The organism is Citrobacter sp. Cpo142 (assembly GCF_030332425.1).
Lineage (GTDB): Bacteria > Pseudomonadota > Gammaproteobacteria > Enterobacterales > Enterobacteriaceae > Citrobacter > Citrobacter portucalensis.
Window position 1 is genome coordinate 51,310 of the sequence record NZ_JAOWHW010000139.1, and the last position, 13,866, is coordinate 65,175.

The following is a 13,866-nucleotide window of genomic DNA, read 5'->3' on the forward strand; positions in this document are numbered from 1 at the left end:
TGCCTTATCCGGCCTACAAACGAGCTCTTTCTGTAGGCTGGATAAGACGCTTAGGCGTCGCCATCCGGCGCTGGAGTTTCATCTATTTCAATACGTCGAATCTGTAAGCCGTCATCGGCCACAATTCTCAGCATATCGCTGTTGCATTGCGGACATCGGCGCACGCGTTGCGTCAGTAACGTGACGTATTGCTGACAAGATTCGCACCAACATTCGGCTTCTTGTTCTTCGAGGTGGAGTTTACAACCTTCTGCAAGGGTCCCGCGGCATACCAGATCAAAACAAAAGGAGAGAGCGCTGGTTTCTACGCAAGAAAATGCGCCAATTTTGAGCCAGACCCCAGTTACTCGCTGAGCACCGTGTTGCGTGGCCTGTTGTTCAATCAATTCCAGTGCCCGTTGGCAGAGGGTTATTTCGTGCATACCGCCTCCTGTGAAGTTGCCGTATTAAAAGCAATAAGCATGCCAGGTTGATTTTTTTCATTTGTGACAATGACGACGATGACGAAATGACATGTCGTCACCCGCCTTTGATTTTTTATCTATATGAAAATTAAGTGATTTAATTTTGGCATGAAATATGCTTAAGGCTGTTCATCTCTGCTAAACGGGTAACCTGACATGACTATTTGGGAAATAAGCGAAAAAGCCGATTACATCGCTGAACGGCATCGTCGCCTACAGGACCAGTGGCGTATTTACTGCAACTCGCTGGTTCAGGGGATCACCCTGTCAAAAGCGCGTTTGCATCATGCGATGAGCTGCGCGCCGGACAAGGATCTCTGCTTCGTCCTTTTTGAACACTTCACTATCTACGTCACGCTGGCGGACGGCTTTAACAGCCATACCATCGAATACTACGTCGAAACGAAAGACGGTGATGATAAACAGCTGATTGCACAGGCAGAATTGACTATCGACGGTAAGGTCGATGAGCGTATTAGCAACCGCGATCGCGAGCAGGTGCTGGATCACTATCTCGAAAAAATCGCCACCGTCTACGACAGCCTGTACACCGCGGTTGAGAACAATATGCCGGTGAATTTAAGCCAGCTGGTTGAGGGACATAGCCCGGCTTAAACCTCGGGTGCTGCCCACTTTGTCATGGTGCGGTCTACACACTGCGTCACGACGTTTTAGGGAATGGGCATGTCGAAAAATGTCGAAATGACATTTGGTAGACATGTTTTCGTCAAAAATGACTATCACCTGAGGAATGCCTGGTGAATCGTTTTGTAATTGCTGACTCCACTCTTTGTATTGGCTGCCACACCTGTGAAGCCGCCTGCTCAGAGACACATCGCCAGCATGGCCTGCAGTCAATGCCGCGCCTGAAAGTGATGTTAAATGAAAAAGAATCCGCGCCGCAGCTTTGCCACCAGTGTGAAGATGCGCCTTGCGCCACCGTGTGTCCGGTTAATGCCATTAACCGCGTTGATGGCGCCGTACAGCTGAACGAAAGCCTGTGCGTAAGCTGCAAACTGTGCGGGATCGCTTGTCCGTTTGGCGCGATAGAGTTTTCCGGTAGCCGTCCGCTACACATTCCGGCAAACGCCAATACGCCAAAAGCGCCTCCGGCTCCGCCAGCGCCTGCTCGCGTGAGTTCGCTGTTGGACTGGGTTCCCGGCGTTCGTGCCATCGCGGTGAAATGCGATCTGTGTAGTTTTGACGAGCAAGGTCCTGCCTGCGTGCGCATGTGTCCGACCAAAGCCCTGCATCTGGTGAGCAACATGGATATCGCCCGCGCCAGCAAACGTAAGCGTGAGCTGACTTTCAATACCGATTTCGGCGATCTCACCTTGTTTCAGCAGGCTCAGAGTGGGGATGCAAAATGAGCGCAATTTCACTGATTAACAGCGGCGTAGCCTGGTTTACAGCGGCTGCGGTTCTGGCATTTCTGTTTTCATTTCATAAATCGCTGAGCGGCTGGATTGCTGGAGTTGGCGGTGCGGTCGGCAGCCTGTGTACGGCAGCTGCGGGTTTTACCGTTCTGACTAATGCGCTGGCGGTGAGCGGCGTGATGCCGTTTATTGGTCACAGTCTGCAAATTACTCCGCTGAATGCTATCTGGCTGATTACGCTGGGCCTGTGCGGCCTGTTTGTCAGCCTGTACAACATTGACTGGCATCGTCATCCGCAGGTGAAAGCTAACGGCCTGCTGGTGAATCTGCTGATGGCCGCGGCGGTATGTGCGGTGGTTGCCAGCAACCTCGGTACGCTGGTGGTGATGGCGGAAATCATGGCGCTGTGTGCCGTGTTCCTTACCGGATGCAGTAAAGAAGGCAAACTGTGGTTTGCACTGGGGCGTATTGGTACGCTACTGCTGGCGGTCGCCTGCTACCTGGTGTGGCAACGTTACGGCACTCTGGAGCTGCGTCTTCTTGACCTGCGCACCCAGGAGCTGCCGCTCGGGTCTGACATCTGGCTGCTGGGCGTGGCAGGTTTTGGCCTGCTGGCTGGCATTATTCCGCTGCACGGTTGGGTGCCACAGGCACACGCCAATGCCAGCGCACCGGCTGCGGCGCTGTTCTCTACCGTCGTCATGAAGGTTGGTCTGCTGGGTATTCTCTCCCTGTCGTTGCTGGGCGGTAACGCGCCGCTGTGGTGGGGGATTACGCTGCTGGTGCTGGGCATGATCACCGCGTTTGTTGGCGGTCTGTATGCGCTGATGGAGCACAACATCCAGCGTCTGCTGGCGTACCACACGCTGGAAAACATCGGCATTATTCTGCTGGGTCTGGGTGCTGGCGTGACCGGAATTTCCCTGAATCAACCGGCGCTGATTGCGCTGGGTTTGACCGGCGGTCTGTATCATCTGGTTAACCACAGCCTGTTCAAAAGCGTTCTGTTCCTGGGTGCAGGCAGCATCTGGTTCCGTACCGGTCATCGTGATATCGAAAAACTGGGCGGTATCGGTAAACGTATGCCGGTTATCTCGCTGGCGATGCTGGTTGGACTGATGGCGATGGCCGCGCTGCCGCCGCTGAACGGTTTTGCCGGTGAGTGGGTTATCTACCAATCCTTCTTTAAGCTCGGCAATAGCGGCGCATTTGTCGGTAGCCTGTTAGGACCGTTGCTGGCGGTAGGGCTGGCAATTACCGGCGCGCTGGCGGTGATGTGTATGGCGAAAGTCTATGGCGTTACGTTCCTTGGCGCACCGCGCACGAAGGAAGCTGAAAATGCCTGCTGCGCGCCAATCCTGATGGGGGTGAGCGTCGTCGCGCTGGCTATCTGCTGCGTGATTGGCGGCGTTGCTGCGCCGTGGCTGCTGCCGATGATCTCCTCTGCCGTTCCGTTGCCGTTGGAAACCGCGAACACCACCGTTTCTCAGCCAATGATCACGCTGCTGCTGATCGCGTGTCCGCTGCTGCCGTTCATCATCATGGCCATTTTCAAAGGCAACCGTCTGCCGTCGCGTTCACGCGGTGCGGCGTGGGTGTGTGGTTACGATCACGAGCAGTCAATGGTGATTACCGCGCACGGTTTTGCCATGCCGGTGAAAGAAGCCTTTGCCCCGGTACTCAAACTGCGTAAATGGCTGAACCCGGTATCACTGGTTCCGGGCTGGCAGAATGCGGCTGCACCGGTGCTGTTCCGTCGCCTGGCGCTGATTGAGCTGGCGGTGCTGGTGGTGATTGTGGTTTCACGAGGAGCCTGAGAATGAGTGTTTTATATCCGTTAATTCAGGCGCTGGTGCTGTTTGCCGTTGCGCCGCTGCTGTCCGGTGTTACCCGCGTGGCGCGTGCGCGTTTGCACAATCGCCGCGGTCCGGGCGTTTTGCAGGAATACCGCGACATTATCAAACTGCTGGGCCGTCAGAGCATTGCGCCTGCGGATTCCAGCTGGGTTTTCCGCCTGACGCCGTTTGTGATGGTGGGCGTGATGCTGACTATCGCCACTGCGTTGCCGGTAGTGACCGTTGGCTCGCCGCTGCCACAACTGGGCGATCTGATCACCTTAATTTACCTGTTCGCCATCGCCCGTTTCTTCTTCTCTATCGCGGGACTGGATACCGGTAGCCCGTTTACCGCCATTGGCGCCAGCCGTGAAGCGATGCTCGGCGTGCTGGTTGAACCTATTTTGCTGCTGGGACTGTGGGTAGCGGCACAGGTTGCGGGTTCAACCCATATCAGCAATATCGCCGATACCATTTACCACTGGCCTGCTGCGCGCAGCATCCCGCTGATTCTGGCACTGTGCGCCTGTGCTTTCGCCACCTTTATCGAAATGGGCAAACTGCCGTTCGATCTGGCGGAAGCAGAGCAGGAGTTGCAGGAAGGTCCATTGACTGAATACAGCGGCAGCGGTTTTGCCGTGCTGAAATGGGGCATTAGCCTCAAACAGCTGGTCGTTCTGCAAATGTTCGTTGGCGTGTTCCTGCCGTGGGGACAGATGGAAACCTTCACCGCCGGTGGGCTGCTGCTGGCGCTGGTGATTGCCGTCGTCAAGCTGGTCCTCGGCGTGCTGGTCATCGCCCTGTTCGAAAACAGCATGGCGCGTCTGCGTTTTTGCGCCACTTCACGCGTGACCTGGGCCGGTTTTGGGTTTGCGTTTTTAGCGTTCGTCTCCTTGCTGGTGGCGTGATTTAAGAGAGTTTGAGCATGTCTGAAGAAAAATTAGGTCAACAATATCTCGCTGCGCTGCACCAGGCCTTTCCGGGCGTGGTGCTGGATGAAGCCTGGCAGACCAAAGATCAGCTGACGATCACCGTCAAGGTGAACTACCTGCCGGAAGTGGTTGAGTTCCTGTACTACAAACAGGGCGGCTGGTTATCCGTGCTGTTTGGTAACGACGAACGTCAGCTGTGTGGGCATTACGCCGTTTATTACGTGATGTCGATGGAGCAGGGCACCAAGTGCTGGATAACCGTCCGCGTTGAAGTCGATGCCAATAAGCTGGAGTTCCCGTCCGTCACACCGCGCGTTCCAGCAGCGGTGTGGGGCGAGCGTGAAGTGCGCGATATGTACGGTTTGATCCCGGTTGGTTTACCGGATGAACGTCGTCTGGTACTGCCGGATGACTGGCCGGACGAACTCTATCCGCTGCGTAAAGACAGCATGGATTATCGTCAGCGCCCGGCGCCGACTACCGATGCTGAAACCTACGAATTCATCAACGAACTGGGCGACAAGAAAAATAACGTGGTGCCGATTGGCCCGTTGCACGTCACCTCTGATGAACCCGGTCACTTCCGCCTGTTCGTTGATGGCGAGAACATTATCGACGCCGACTACCGTCTGTTCTATGTCCACCGCGGCATGGAGAAACTGGCGGAAACCCGTATGGGTTATAACGAAGTAACGTTCCTGTCGGATCGCGTGTGCGGCATCTGCGGCTTTGCGCATAGCACCGCCTATACCACTTCCGTTGAGAATGCGATGGGCATCGTGGTGCCGGAACGTGCGCAGATGATACGCGCCATTCTGCTGGAAGTTGAGCGTCTGCACTCGCACCTGCTGAACCTCGGCCTGGCCTGTCACTTCACCGGTTTTGATTCCGGCTTTATGCAGTTCTTCCGCGTGCGTGAAACGTCGATGAAGATGGCGGAAATCCTCACCGGGGCACGTAAAACTTACGGTCTGAACCTGATCGGCGGTATTCGTCGTGACCTGCTGAAAGAAGATATGATCCAGACCCGTCAACTGGCGCAGCAGATGCGTCGTGACGTGCAGGAACTGGTCGATATGCTGCTCAGCACGCCGAACATGGAACAGCGTACCGTTGGTATTGGTCGTCTGGATCCAGAAATTGCCCGTGACTTCAGTAACGTCGGCCCGATGGTTCGCGCCAGCGGCCACGCGCGTGACACCCGCGCCGATCACCCGTTTGTCGGTTATGGTCTGCTGCCGATGGAAGTTCACAGCGAGCAGGGCTGCGATGTTATTTCTCGTCTGAAAGTCCGTATCAATGAAGTCTACACCGCGCTGAATATGATCGACTTTGGTCTGGATAACCTGCCGGGCGGCCCGCTGATGGTGGAAGGCTTTACCTATATTCCTCACCGTTTCGCACTGGGCTTTGCTGAAGCGCCGCGTGGAGATGACATCCACTGGAGCATGACCGGCGACAACCAGAAACTGTATCGCTGGCGCTGCCGTGCGGCGACCTACGCCAACTGGCCGACGCTGCGCTACATGCTGCGTGGCAATACCGTTTCCGATGCCCCGCTGATTATCGGTAGCCTCGATCCTTGCTACTCCTGTACTGACCGTATGACCGTGGTCGATGTGCGTAAGAAGAAGAGCAAAGTCGTGCCGTACAAAGAACTTGAGCGCTACAGCATCGAGCGTAAAAACTCGCCGCTGAAATAAGGAATCGCCATGTTTACCTTTATCAAAAAAGTCATCAAAACCGGGGCGCCGACGTCGTCGTATCCGCTGGAGCCGATTGCGGTCGATAAAAACTTCCGTGGCAAACCGGAACATAATCCGCAGCAGTGCATCGGCTGCGCGGCCTGTGTGAATGCGTGCCCGTCGAACGCGTTGACGGTGGAAACCGATCTGGTCACCAATGAGCTGGCGTGGCAGTTCAACCTTGGGCGCTGCATTTTCTGCGCCCGCTGCGAAGAAGTCTGCCCGACAGCGGCAATCAAGCTGTCGCAGGAGTATGAGCTGGCGGTGTGGAAGAAAGATGATTTCCTGCAGCAGTCTCGTTTTGGGCTGTGCAATTGCCGCGTATGTAACCGTCCTTTTGCGGTGCAAAAAGAGATTGATTACGCCATTGCGCTGCTTAAGCACAACGGTGATACCCGCGCGGAAAATCACCGTGAAAGCTTTGAGACCTGCCCGGACTGTAAGCGCCAGAAATGTCTGGTGCCGTCTGACCGTATTGAACTGACTCGCCATATGAAAGAGGCCAGCTGATGAGCAATTTATTAGGCCCACGTGACGCCAACGGTATTCCGGTACCGATGACGGTGGATGAATCCATTGCCAGCATGAAAGCGTCGCTGCTGAAAAGCATTAAGCGCTCAGCGTACGTTTACCGCGTGGACTGCGGCGGCTGCAACGGTTGCGAAATCGAAATCTTTGCAACGCTTTCTCCGCTGTTTGATGCCGAACGTTTTGGCATCAAAGTCGTACCGTCACCGCGCCATGCGGATATTCTGCTGTTTACCGGCGCGGTAACTCGTGCCATGCGCTCTCCGGCGCTGCGTGCCTGGCAGTCTGCGCCAGATCCGAAAATTTGTATCTCTTACGGTGCCTGCGGTAACAGCGGCGGTATCTTCCACGACTTATACTGCGTATGGGGCGGCACGGACAAAATCGTACCGGTGGACGTGTATATTCCTGGCTGTCCGCCGACGCCTGCGGCAACGCTGTACGGTTTTGCCATGGCGCTGGGTCTGCTGGAGCAAAAAATTCACGCGCGTGCGCCGGGTGAACTGGACGAACAGCCGGCGGAAATTCTGCATCCGGACATGGTTCAGCCGCTGCGCGTGAAAGTGGATCGCGAGGCTCGCCGTCTGGCGGGATACCGCTATGGTCGCCAGATTGCTGATGACTATATGACGCAGTTAGGGCAGGGCGAGCATCAGGTGGCGCGTTGGCTGGAAGCGGAAAACGATCCGCGTCTGACCGAGATCGTCACGCATCTTAATCATGTTGTCGAAGAGGCGCGTATCCGATGAGTGAAACGGTGGTGTTCAGTCAACTGAGCCGTAAGTTTATTGATGAGAACGATGCGACGCCCGCTGAGGCGCAGCAGGTTGTCTATTACAGCCTGGCGATTGGTCACCACCTTGGGATCATCGATTGCCTGGAAGCGGCGTTAACTTGTCCATGGGACGAATATCTGGCATGGATTGCTACCCTTGCTGAGGGAAGCGAAGCCCGCCGGAAAATGGAAGGCGTGCCAAAATACGGCGAGATCGTTATCGATTTCAACCATGTGCAAATGCTGGCGCGCGCGTTCGATGATGCGCGTGCCGTGCAGACCCCGCAGCAGCAGGAGTGGAGCAAGCTGATGCTTAGCATGCTGCACGACATACACCAGGAAAGCGCCATCTATCTGATGGTGAGGAGACACCGTGACTGACGTTTTATTATGTGTGGGTAACAGCATGATGGGCGATGACGGCGCGGGCCCGCTGCTGGCTGAAATGTGTGCTGCAAATCCTCAAGGCAACTGGGTTGTCATCGACGGCGGTAGCGCGCCGGAGAACGATATTGTCGCCATCCGCGAGCTGCGCCCGCAACGTTTGTTGATTGTTGATGCCACCGATATGGGGCTGAACCCAGGCGAAATCCGCATTATCGATCCCGATGATATTGCCGAGATGTTCATGATGACCACCCACAACATGCCGCTGAACTACCTGGTCGATCAGCTGAAAGACGATGTTGGTGAGGTAATTTTCCTCGGCATTCAACCGGACATCGTCGGTTTTTACTACCCGATGACACAGCCGATCAAAGATGCGGTTGATACCGTCTATCAGCGATTAGCCGGTTGGGAAGGACACGGTGGATTCTCCGAGCTGGAAGCGCCAGAAGAGTAAACCGTATCAGTGCCGGATGTGAACGACATCCGGCCTGTTTTCCCAGTGTATCCTCGTCATTCAATTGCCTGCTCAATAATTAACTTCCCCTGCATCACTGATACATTTACTGCCGTACCGGTCGGAAATCCAGCTTGTTCCAGCCAGTCGCCGTTCAGCGTGAGTGAGGCGTGACGACTGATTCGTCGCGTATAACCCGTTTTTGGATCTTCATGGCGTTTTCTGACATAGCTGACTTTCAAGCGACGTACCGGTTTGGTGATTGCCACTGCTGTTTTGCCCTTTTTATCAAACATGCACGCTTCCTTGTGGTGAACGGCCAGGATTAAAAACTACTGAATAAAATGCCAGTAAAAAAGGGGGAGGGCAAACCTGAAACTGGAAGGACGATTCCAAATCTGGAATGTAATAAATGAAATGAAAATATGTACTTCTGCCGGAAGGCTGTAACCCCCTCCGGCAGATCCGTCATGCCAGATCGGCACCGTTACTGGCGATGACTTTTTTGTACCACCAGAATGATTTCTTGCGTGTACGTGCCAGCGTGCCGTTGCCCGCATCATCGCGGTCAACATACACAAAACCGTAGCGTTTGCTCATCTCACCGGTTGAGGCAGAAACCAGATCGATACAGCCCCAGGTGGTGTAACCCATCAGCGGCACGCCATCTTCAATCGCGTCTGCCATGGCGCGAATATGTTCGCGTAAATAGCTGATGCGATAGTCGTCATTGATCTCACCGTTAGCATCGATTTCATCTTTCGCTCCCAGCCCGTTTTCCACCAGAAACAGCGGTTTCTGGTAGCGGTCATACATCATATTCATGGTGATGCGCAGGCCGAGCGGATCGATTCCCCAGCCCCATTCGCTGGCGGCAATGTACGGATTACGCAGCGACTTCACCACGTTGGCAGCACTGGTATTGCCCGTGTTCATTTCAGCGGAGGCGCAGCGCGATGCGTAATAGCTGAACGAGACGAAATCGACGGTGTTTTTCAGGATGTCGTCGTCTTCCGGGGCTTTTTCGATTACCACGCCTTTTTCGCGAAACACGCGGGCAGAGTAAGCCGGGTAGGCCCCGCGCGCCTGCACATCAATAAAGAACAGGTTTTCACGGTCTTTTTCCAGTGCGGTCCACACATCTTCCGGCTTACACGAGTAAGGATAAAAATTACCGCCAGCCAGCATACAACCGACCTGGTTTTGCGGATTAATTTCATGAGCTATTTTAGTCGCAAGGGCGCTGGCTATCAGTTCGTGGTGAGCGGACTGATATTTCACCTGATCCTGATTTTCACCTTCTTCAAATACCAGCCCTGCGCCTGAAAAGGGGCTGTGCAGCATGATGTTGATTTCGTTGAACGTCAGCCAGTACTTCACCAGACCGTCAAAGGCCTCGAAGCAGGTACGGGCGTAGCGGGTAAAGAACTCCACCATTTTGCGGTTACGCCAGGAGCCGTACTCGGTGACCAGGTGCATAGGCACATCGAAGTGACACAGCGTGACTAATGGCTCAATACCGTATTTCTTACACTCGGCAAACACGGCCCGATAAAACGCGATTCCGTCTTCATTCGGCGTCAGCTCATCGCCGTTGGGGTAGAGGCGGCTCCAGGCAATGGAAGTACGAAAAACCGTAAACCCCATTTCCGCCATCAGCGCGATATCTTCTTTATAGCGATGATAAAAGTCGATCGCCTGATGGCTGGGATAAAATTCGTCATCCCGCAGCGTAAAGCGCTTCTCCTGACCCAGTTTGACGGGCATGCGGTGTGTGCCGTGGGGGAGCATATCGACGGTAGTCAGCCCTTTGCCGCCTTCCCGGTATGCCCCTTCAGACTGGTTGGCGGCCAATGCGCCGCCCCATAAAAATCCTTGCGGAAAAACAGACATAATTAACCTCAGTTCATACCAGTCAAATGCTGGCTCCATTGATATTGCCCGGTTGTGCGGCCTGGTTTTTTCTTGCCTGCGCGGCTGCATCTTCGACAGGAATATCTTCAAAGCCGAGAATCAGTGTTAATACAAAGGAAAGCACTACCGCCAGCGCCATCACGCCAAATACCCAAACGATGGTCATCGGATTGGCCGGATCGAAAAATTGTACGCTGGTGAACAGGCCCGGAGCCGCCATGGAATGGCTTGCAAGCCCGGCCATTCCGGCAACAGCACCGCAGATAAAACCGCTGATAAGGCTCGCAATCAGCGGACGTTTCAGGCGGATTGCCACGCCATACAGCGCGGGTTCAGAAATGCCCGCCATGATGGCTGAGGCGGCTGCCGCTAACGCAGTCTGGCGCAGCTCTGGGTTTTTGGTTTTCCATGCCACTGCCAGCGATGAACCACCTAACGACAAATTGGCGCCGATTTCCGACGGCATCACCATGCCTTCTTTTCCGGTTTCGGCAATGGTCTGAATAATGGTTGGCGTAAAGACACGGTGCATACCGGTCATTACCAGCAGCGGCCACAGCGCGCCCATAATGGCCACTGACAGCCAGCCGAGATAGCCGTGGATGGTATAGACCAGCGCTGAAATCGCGCTACCGATCCAGATACCGATCGGGCCAATGATGACGATGGCGAGCGGGGCGGCGATCAGCACGATCAGCATCGGTTTGAGGAAGTTTTTGGTCACCGCCGGAGTAATACGATCGACCCAACGTTCGATGTATGACAAGCACCAGGTCATGACCAGCGCCGGGATCACCGTGTAGGTGTATTTCACCGCCGTCACCGGGATTAGGGCAAACTCAACGTGCTCACCCTGCGCGGCCTTCGCCATCAGCTCGATAAAGCTGGGATGCACCAGTACGCCCGCGATGGCGATAGCCAGCGACATGTTGGTTTTAAATTTGATAGCGGCCGACGCGGCGACCATCAGCGGCAGGAAGAAGAATGCACCGTCGCCAATGACGGTCAGAATGGTGAGCGTGGACGATCCTTTCACCAGCACGCCGGTCATTTCCAGAACCATCGCCAGCAGCTTGAGCATTGATCCGCCGATAATCGCCGGGATCAACGGCGACATAGTGCCGATCAGCGCATCAAGGAGCCCCGCGCCAATCCGCTTCAGCGTTAGCCGGGGTTTGGTTTGCGGTTCAGCTGGCTGCATGTTGGCAGGCAACAGGCTGATCACTTCGCGATATGCCTGCGAAACGGTGTTGCCGATAATCACCTGGCACTGGTTCTCGTTGCGCACCACGCCCAGCACGCCAGTGAGGGACTTCAGCGTCGCGCTGTCGACCTGCGAGTCATCTTTGATAACGAAACGCAAACGGGTCATACAGTGGGTCACTGCTGTGATGTTGTCGACGCCTCCCAGAGCCGTCACAACGGAGCGCGCCAGCGCTGTATAATTCTTGGACATCGGATTTAATCCTGTTTTATCAGTAGAGTACGTTATGTTTTATCCGTTTACGTGGGTCGCTTTTCTGGGTTGATGAAACGCAGATAGGAAACCGGTTCCACAAAATCATGTTTAAATTACATAAACTGATCAAGATTTAATTTTGATCATTTCTTGTAATTGTGACTCCGATCACCAGATGTCAGCGTCTGCGATTTAGCAGCAAGGACAGCGGCAAAACGGTGCAGTACACTGCGTCACATTGAGAGAAAAGGGATGAGTAATATGACCACGATGCTGGAGGTGGCGAAGCGTGCCGGGGTGTCGAAAGCGACGGTTTCCCGGGTGCTTTCCGGGAACGGCTATGTTAGCCAGGAAACCAAAGACCGCGTGTTTCAGGCCATTGAAGAGAGTGGTTACCGCCCAAATTTGCTGGCGCGCAGTCTCGCAGCGAAAACCACGCAGACACTGGGTCTGGTGGTAACAAATACCCTTTATCACGGTGTCTATTTCAGCGAACTGCTGTTTCATGCCGCGCGGATGGCGGAAGATAAAGGACGCCAGTTGTTACTGGCTGACGGTAAGCACAGCGCTGAGGAAGAGCGCCAGGCGATCCAGTACCTGCTCGACCTGCGCTGTGACGCGATTATGATTTATCCGCGTTTTCTCAGCGTGGATGAGATAGACGATATCATCGATGCCCACAGCCAGCCGATTATGGTGCTTAATCGACGCCTGCGGAAAAACAGTAGCCACAGCGTATGGTGCGATCAAAAGCAAACCAGCTTTAACGCCGTTACTCAGCTCATTGCATCCGGGCATAAAGAGATTGGTTTTATTACCGGCTCGATGGATTCGCCAACCGGCGTGGAGCGACTTTCAGGCTATAAAGACGCGCTGGCACATCATGGTATCGCGCTAAATAATGATCTGATTGTTAAAGGGAAATGGACGCCAGCCTGCGGCGCTGCGGGTGTGAAAACTTTGCTTTCGCGCAAGGTCAATTTTACCGCACTGGTGGCCAGCAATGACGATATGGCGATCGGCGCGATGAAGCAGTTGCACGGGCATGGTGTGAGCGTTCCCGCACAGGTGTCGGTGATTGGCTTTGATGATATCGCCCTCGCGCCATACACTATTCCGGCGCTTTCCAGCGTTAAAATTCCGGTAACAGAAATGATTCAGGAAACGATTGGGCGCCTGATCTTTATGTTAGGTGACGGGGCGTTTACGCCGCCAAAAACTTTCACCGGTGAACTCATTGCGCGCGACTCAGTTGCGCCTCCCGCTTCGCGCTGACGGCTGTCATTTGTCATCGTCACTAGTGACGATGACACACCCTTCTTGCGTACTTCAAAACAAAATTCCTTTAATAACAGCAAATTAAATTCTGGCACGATTTGTGTATGTTTCGGCAGATATTCTGTCATTGCTGGAGAAATTGATGAACCGTTTCATCATTGCAGACGCCAATAAATGCATTGGTTGCCGTACCTGTGAAGTGGCCTGCGTGGTATCCCATCAGGATAACCAGGACTGCGCATCGCTGACCCCTGAAACCTTTTTACCCCGCATTCACGTCATCAAAGGCGTTAATGTCTCCACGGCGACGCTGTGCCGCCAGTGCGAAGACGCGCCGTGCGCTAACGTCTGTCCGAACGGTGCGATCAGCCGTGATAAAGGTTTTGTTCATGTAATGCAGGAACGTTGCATTGGCTGTAAAACCTGCGTTGTGGCTTGTCCTTACGGCGCAATGGAAGTGGTCGTGCGTCCGGTCGTGCGTAACAGCGGCGCAGGTCTGAACGTCCGCGCAGAAAAAGCTGAAGCCAATAAGTGCGACCTGTGCCACCATCGTGAGGCCGGTCCTGCCTGTATGGAAGTGTGCCCGACTCACGCGCTGATATATGTGGATCGCAATAAGCTTGAGCAACTGAGCGCGGAAAAACGTCGTCGCGCCGCGCTGGATTCCACCGCATCTTTGCTGTTCTGATATCTGAAAATCCGCGTAAAATACGGTA

At 54.5% G+C, this 13,866-nt stretch carries 15 protein-coding genes; 11 read left to right on the forward strand and 4 right to left on the reverse strand.

Going from position 1 to position 13,866, the window contains the following annotated elements; all coding sequences use genetic code 11:
* Positions 1-50: 50 nt before the first annotated feature.
* Positions 51-422, reverse strand: a complete 372-nt coding sequence (gene hypA / locus OGY18_RS20380) for a hydrogenase maturation nickel metallochaperone HypA (protein ID WP_003825904.1) — start codon at positions 420-422, stop codon at positions 51-53.
* A gap of 198 nt (positions 423-620) precedes the next feature.
* Between hypA and hycA the strand changes: the two genes are divergently transcribed.
* The 9 genes from hycA to hycI all read left to right on the forward strand — a co-directional run bounded on the left by hycA (position 621) and on the right by hycI (position 8,499).
* Complete coding sequence (gene hycA / locus OGY18_RS20385; protein WP_003825906.1) at positions 621-1,079, forward strand: formate hydrogenlyase regulator HycA; 459 nt, start codon at positions 621-623, stop codon at positions 1,077-1,079.
* A 143-nt stretch (positions 1,080-1,222) separates the two neighbouring features.
* Positions 1,223-1,834, forward strand: coding sequence for a formate hydrogenlyase subunit HycB (gene hycB / locus OGY18_RS20390; RefSeq protein WP_003825909.1), 612 nt, complete (start codon positions 1,223-1,225; stop codon positions 1,832-1,834).
* Entirely contained in the window at positions 1,831-3,657 is a 1,827-nt protein-coding gene (gene hycC, locus OGY18_RS20395; RefSeq protein ID WP_003825912.1) for a formate hydrogenlyase subunit 3, read from the forward strand. The genes hycB and hycC overlap by 4 nt, the downstream gene beginning before the upstream one ends.
* Before the next feature lie 2 nt (positions 3,658-3,659).
* Positions 3,660-4,583: a respiratory chain complex I subunit 1 family protein gene (locus tag OGY18_RS20400; protein WP_003825914.1), complete on the forward strand. Its 924-nt coding sequence runs from the start codon at positions 3,660-3,662 to the stop codon at positions 4,581-4,583.
* Between the two features lie 17 nt (positions 4,584-4,600).
* Positions 4,601-6,310: a formate hydrogenlyase subunit HycE gene (gene hycE, locus OGY18_RS20405; RefSeq protein WP_003037393.1), complete on the forward strand. Its 1,710-nt coding sequence runs from the start codon at positions 4,601-4,603 to the stop codon at positions 6,308-6,310.
* Positions 6,311-6,319: 9 nt separating this feature from the next.
* Positions 6,320-6,862, forward strand: a complete 543-nt coding sequence (locus OGY18_RS20410) for a formate hydrogenlyase complex iron-sulfur subunit (RefSeq protein WP_003825918.1) — start codon at positions 6,320-6,322, stop codon at positions 6,860-6,862.
* Positions 6,862-7,629, forward strand: a complete 768-nt coding sequence (gene hycG, locus OGY18_RS20415) for a formate hydrogenlyase subunit HycG (protein ID WP_003037388.1) — start codon at positions 6,862-6,864, stop codon at positions 7,627-7,629. Before OGY18_RS20410 ends, hycG begins: the two co-directional genes overlap by 1 nt.
* Positions 7,626-8,036, forward strand: coding sequence for a formate hydrogenlyase maturation HycH family protein (locus OGY18_RS20420; protein WP_003037385.1), 411 nt, complete (start codon positions 7,626-7,628; stop codon positions 8,034-8,036). The genes hycG and OGY18_RS20420 overlap by 4 nt, the downstream gene beginning before the upstream one ends.
* Positions 8,029-8,499, forward strand: a complete 471-nt coding sequence (hycI, locus tag OGY18_RS20425) for a hydrogenase maturation peptidase HycI (RefSeq protein ID WP_003037382.1) — start codon at positions 8,029-8,031, stop codon at positions 8,497-8,499. The genes OGY18_RS20420 and hycI overlap by 8 nt, the downstream gene beginning before the upstream one ends.
* 56 nt (positions 8,500-8,555) lie before the next feature.
* Here hycI and OGY18_RS20430 read toward each other — a convergent pair whose 3' ends face one another.
* The 3 genes from OGY18_RS20430 to ascF form a co-directional block, all read right to left on the reverse strand.
* Positions 8,556-8,795, reverse strand: coding sequence for a SymE family type I addiction module toxin (locus tag OGY18_RS20430; RefSeq protein WP_008785630.1), 240 nt, complete (start codon positions 8,793-8,795; stop codon positions 8,556-8,558).
* A 172-nt stretch (positions 8,796-8,967) separates the two neighbouring features.
* Positions 8,968-10,392, reverse strand: a complete 1,425-nt coding sequence (locus tag OGY18_RS20435) for a 6-phospho-beta-glucosidase (protein WP_186413062.1) — start codon at positions 10,390-10,392, stop codon at positions 8,968-8,970.
* A 22-nt stretch (positions 10,393-10,414) separates the two neighbouring features.
* Positions 10,415-11,869, reverse strand: coding sequence for a PTS cellobiose/arbutin/salicin transporter subunit IIBC (gene ascF, locus OGY18_RS20440; protein WP_286554197.1), 1,455 nt, complete (start codon positions 11,867-11,869; stop codon positions 10,415-10,417).
* Positions 11,870-12,133: 264 nt separating this feature from the next.
* On the opposite strand from ascF, the gene OGY18_RS20445 reads away from it, so the two are divergent.
* Both OGY18_RS20445 and hydN read left to right on the forward strand, forming a co-directional pair.
* A complete protein-coding gene (locus tag OGY18_RS20445; RefSeq protein WP_286554209.1) occupies positions 12,134-13,147 on the forward strand; it encodes a LacI family DNA-binding transcriptional regulator in 1,014 nt (337 codons plus the stop codon).
* Between the two features lie 145 nt (positions 13,148-13,292).
* Positions 13,293-13,838, forward strand: a complete 546-nt coding sequence (hydN, locus tag OGY18_RS20450) for an electron transport protein HydN (protein ID WP_003037366.1) — start codon at positions 13,293-13,295, stop codon at positions 13,836-13,838.
* Positions 13,839-13,866 lie beyond the last annotated feature (28 nt).

Bases quoted from the DNA above. Each gene is read 5' to 3' on its own strand.
- hypA (WP_003825904.1), bottom strand. From the start codon at position 422: ATGCACGAAATAACCCTCTGCCAACGGGCACTGGAATTGATTGAACAA.
- hycA (WP_003825906.1), top strand. From the start codon at position 621: ATGACTATTTGGGAAATAAGCGAAAAAGCCGATTACATCGCTGAACGG.
- hycC (WP_003825912.1), top strand. From the start codon at position 1,831: ATGAGCGCAATTTCACTGATTAACAGCGGCGTAGCCTGGTTTACAGCG.
- OGY18_RS20400 (WP_003825914.1), top strand. From the start codon at position 3,660: ATGAGTGTTTTATATCCGTTAATTCAGGCGCTGGTGCTGTTTGCCGTT.
- hycE (WP_003037393.1), top strand. From the start codon at position 4,601: ATGTCTGAAGAAAAATTAGGTCAACAATATCTCGCTGCGCTGCACCAG.
- OGY18_RS20410 (WP_003825918.1), top strand. From the start codon at position 6,320: ATGTTTACCTTTATCAAAAAAGTCATCAAAACCGGGGCGCCGACGTCG.
- hycG (WP_003037388.1), top strand. From the start codon at position 6,862: ATGAGCAATTTATTAGGCCCACGTGACGCCAACGGTATTCCGGTACCG.
- OGY18_RS20420 (WP_003037385.1), top strand. From the start codon at position 7,626: ATGAGTGAAACGGTGGTGTTCAGTCAACTGAGCCGTAAGTTTATTGAT.
- OGY18_RS20430 (WP_008785630.1), bottom strand. From the start codon at position 8,795: ATGTTTGATAAAAAGGGCAAAACAGCAGTGGCAATCACCAAACCGGTA.
- OGY18_RS20435 (WP_186413062.1), bottom strand. From the start codon at position 10,392: ATGTCTGTTTTTCCGCAAGGATTTTTATGGGGCGGCGCATTGGCCGCC.
- ascF (WP_286554197.1), bottom strand. From the start codon at position 11,869: ATGTCCAAGAATTATACAGCGCTGGCGCGCTCCGTTGTGACGGCTCTG.
- OGY18_RS20445 (WP_286554209.1), top strand. From the start codon at position 12,134: ATGACCACGATGCTGGAGGTGGCGAAGCGTGCCGGGGTGTCGAAAGCG.
- hydN (WP_003037366.1), top strand. From the start codon at position 13,293: ATGAACCGTTTCATCATTGCAGACGCCAATAAATGCATTGGTTGCCGT.